General features: G+C 71.1%; 1 protein-coding gene, 1 tRNA gene and 1 pseudogene. 2 read left to right on the plus strand and 1 reads right to left on the minus strand.

The genetic code is table 11. The features are described 5' to 3' along the window. Positions 1-313: 313 nt before the first annotated feature. Positions 314-386, minus strand: a tRNA-Ala gene (locus JF597_RS48420). Positions 387-570: 184 nt separating this feature from the next. On the opposite strand from JF597_RS48420, the gene JF597_RS48425 reads away from it, so the two are divergent. After that, the gene (locus JF597_RS48425) at positions 571-1119 is read left to right on the plus strand and encodes a DNA-binding protein (RefSeq protein ID WP_031036313.1); all 549 of its coding nucleotides are present in this window, start codon (positions 571-573) and stop codon (positions 1117-1119) included. A gap of 238 nt (positions 1120-1357) precedes the next feature. Next, a pseudogene (locus JF597_RS48430) lies at positions 1358-2254 on the plus strand (serine/threonine-protein kinase); the annotation flags it as partial. Positions 2255-3874: the final 1620 nt, after the last annotated feature.

The raw sequence follows: 3874 nt of genomic DNA on the forward strand, positions 1-3874 counted from the left end.
GGTGCGGCCCGGCGGATTCCGGATCACCACCGAGTTGTGGAAGTTGGGGCTGCTGAGTGGGACGGCGCGGGGCTCGACGATGACGAGAGCATCCCGGGTCGCCGAGCCCCTCGGTGATGGAGTCGCCATAGTCCCGGAGGAGGCACCGCGGGGCCCCTGGTACGCGGCGTCAGCCACGTGGCCTGCGTCCTGCGGGCGGGTGGTGAGCGGGTCGGCGGTACCGCGTTCTCGGTGCGGACAGCGGCCCAGGCGTCGGTGGCACACGAAAAACCCCTCCGCCCGCGTATCCGCAGGTCGGAGGGGTCTCCTGAAGTGGAGCCTAGGGGAGTCGAACCCCTGACATCTGCCATGCAAAGACAGCGCTCTACCAACTGAGCTAAGGCCCCGGGAAGAGAGACGTCCGCCGGAAAAACCACTTACCGGTGGGCGTCGCAGACCAGAGTACCGGGTCACCCCGGGTATTCCGCAAAAAGATTGGGGGTCCCCGCGAACGACCACTCTCCGTAAGATGCTCGGCGTGGTTCGCTGTCGCGAACCACGGTTTTTTGGGGAAGCGATGGGGAGACGCACATGGACGCCGCACAGCAGGAAGCGACCGCAAGAGCGCGGGAACTGCAGCGGAACTGGTATGGGGAGCCGCTGGGGGCGCTCTTCCGTAAGCTCATAGACGACCTGGGCCTCAACCAGGCTCGTCTCGCGGGGGTACTGGGGCTGTCGGCTCCGATGCTGTCTCAGCTGATGAGCGGTCAGCGGGCGAAGATCGGTAATCCCGCCGTGGTCCAGCGGGTGCAGTTGCTGCAGGACCTGGCGGGGCAGGTCGCGGACGGCAGCGTGAGCGCGGCCGAGGCGACCGAGCGCATGGACGAGATCAAGAAGTCGCAGGGGGGCTCGGTGCTCAGCAACACCACGACCACGACGAGCAGTTCGGGAGCGCCGACGGTCAAGCGGGTCGTCCGCGAGATCCAGTCGCTGCTGCGCTCGGTGGCCGCCGCCGGAGACATCATCGACGCGGCGGACACCCTCGCCCCGACCCACCCGGAACTGGCAGAGTTCCTCCGGGTCTACGGCGCCGGCCGCACCTCCGACGCGGTCACGCACTACCAGTCCCACCAGAACTGAGCCGTCCGCCCGGTGGCCGGAGGGGGTTCGGCAGCCGGGTCGTGGATGTGCAGGCAGCACGGAGGAGCGCGAGGGGGTCGCGCTTCCCGCCGGGGGCTGACACACGGGGGTGTGTCAGCCGCCGAGGAGACGAGGAACACGGGGCCGTATCTCTCATCCGGGAGGCCACGAGGGGTCGTATCGCTCATCAAGGGGGAAGCAAGGGGGGTAACCGCAGGGGGAGGAGCGACGCGCAGTCATGGGTGAGGTGTTCGCCGGCCGGTACGAACTGGCCGATCCGATCGGACGCGGAGGCGTCGGCGCCGTCTGGCGTGCCTGGGACCACCGGCGCCGCCGCTATGTGGCCGCCAAGGTCCTGCTGCAGAGCGACGCGCACTCCCTGCTGCGCTTCGTCCGCGAACAGGCCCTGCGGATCGATCACCCCCATGTCCTCGCGCCCGCCAGCTGGGCCGCCGACGACGACAAGGTCCTGTTCACCATGGACCTGGTCGCCGGCGGTTCGCTGGTCCATCTGGTCGGGGACTACGGACCCCTGCCACCGGTGTTCGTCTGCACCCTGCTCGACCAACTCCTGGCGGGGCTGGCCGCGGTGCACGCGGAAGGTGTCGTGCACCGTGACATCAAGCCCGCCAACATCCTGCTCGAAGCCACCGGCACCGCCCGCCCACGACTGCGGCTGTCCGACTTCGGCATCGCCATGCGGCTGGGCGAACCACGCCTGACCGAGACCAACCTCGTCGTGGGCACGCCCGGCTATCTCGCCCCCGAGCAGATGATGGGCGCGGAACCGGACTTCCCCGCCGACCTGTTCGCCGTCGGTCTGGTCGCGCTGTACCTCCTGGAGGGCGCCAAGCCCGACGCCAAGGCACTCATCGAGTACTTCGCCGCCCATGGCACCCCCGGAGCGCCGCAGAGCGTCCCCGAACCGCTCTGGCAGGTCGTGGCCTCGCTCCTCCAGCCCGATCCCCAGGCCCGCTTCCGCACCGCCACGGGGGCCCGCAAAGCCCTCGCCGCCGCCAGAGAACTCCTCCCGGAGCCCGGCCCCGACGACGAGACCATCGAAATCTTCGACCAACTCGGCCCCCTGCCTCCCGGGTTCGGCCCGGAAGGCCCCCTCAAGCGAGCCCCGGGCGTGGACCCGAGCAGGACACGGAACGGGGCCTCCGGGGCGGGGGGAGATCCACGCTTCGGGACCGGTGATGGAAGCGGGGGGTCGTTTTGGGGCGCCGGGGGGAGCGGGGTGCCCTCCGGGGGTGGAGGAGGCGGGGTGCCCTCCGGAAGTGGAGGAGGCGGGGTGCCCTCCGGCGCCGACGGAGGGAGCGGTGCGCCTTCCCGGGGCGGAGGAAGCTCGGGGGCTTTTGCCGTCGGCGGAGGGGACGGGGCGGCTGACTGGCGTGGGGCCGGTGCTGGGCCGGGAGCCGCCGGTACGGGATCGGGCGCCGGTGCTGGACCGAACGCCGGTGTTCAGCCGGGCGCCGGCACTGGACCGGGCGCCGGTGTCGGCTCCGGTGCTTCTGCTGGACCCAGCGCTGGTGCTGGGCCGGGAGCCGGCTCTGGTGCCGGTGTTGGATTCAGTGCTGATGCCGACGTTGCCTCCGGTGCCGGTGAGGTGGACGGGGCGTCGTCCTGGCCGGGTCAGGGCCACGGCATGACTTCTCGGCCCGGCGCGGCCAATGGGGGCGGTGGAGCGTCCTCCTGGTTCGGTGAGGGAAACGGGGTGGGCTCCCAGCCCGGTGAAGCGGACGGGGCCCCCTTCCGGCCCGGCGACGGGAATGGGCCAGTCTCCTCCCAGCCCGGGGAAGCGAGCGGGGTCCCCTACTGGCCCGGCGAAGGCAACGAAGCAGCCCTCCGACCCGAGGACAGCGAGTCGCCCCGGCCCAGTGAGAGAAGCGAACCTCCCCAGCCCGGGCAAAGTAACGCCGCGCCCTGGCTCAGCGAAGGCAGCAAGGCCGCCCGGCATGCTCGACAGAGCAGTCCCGTATCTCCGCCTGTCGAAGGACACACGCCGCCCTGGCGGAGTGAGGCGAATTCGACGTCCTGGCCCAGGGAATCGAACCAGGCGCCATGGTCCGAACCCGCCAACCAGCCGCCCTGGGCCGACGAGGCGGGCCCCCTGTTCTCCCCAGGCACCCACGCCCCGGCCGCTCACCCCAACACCGGCGCGGGAGGCACCGACGCGTCCTTCCCGGCCACCGCCCCCGGAGCGGGCTCCGAAACACGCTGGCCCATGCACCACACCCCGCCCGCCCCCACCCAGCCGCCCGCGGTATCGGACACCGGCAGCTTCCATCTGCCACCACCCCGGCCCGCAGACTCCGGCTCCCAGCCCTCCATCCCACCGGAGCGCCAGGCACAACCGCATCACTACCACCCGCAGGCGCAGGCACAGCCGTACCAGCCCGCCCCGGCCCACTCCGCCTACGTCTCCTCCCACGACCCCACACCCCCCACTCATGTCCTGCCCTCCGCCCAACCCCACGCCCCACGCTTCCCCGCGCAGACCCCGACACCAGTCCGGCACCAGCCCCAAGCTGATCCCTCTACTGCTTCGTACACCGCTCAGAGCCCTCAGGTTCCATCCCCCGCCCCGTCACTTTCGCGAGCACGCCGCAGCGGCCCACCCGCAAAGGTGGCGATCCCCCTCCTGCTGCTGGCCCTGGCCTGCTACGCCGTGGGGTTCTGGGCACTCACCCAGATCTGAGGACCCGGCACAGCTCGGATAGACCGCAGTCCCCAGCCGCTCGTGTCACGGGGA

This window comes from Streptomyces sp. (genome assembly GCF_019510245.1).
Taxonomy (GTDB): Bacteria; Actinomycetota; Actinomycetes; order Streptomycetales; family Streptomycetaceae; genus Streptomyces.

What these genes read in the sequence shown, in the direction of transcription:
- JF597_RS48425 (WP_031036313.1), top strand. Translation starts at nt 571, where the DNA reads ATGGACGCCGCACAGCAGGAAGCGACCGCAAGAGCGCGGGAACTGCAG.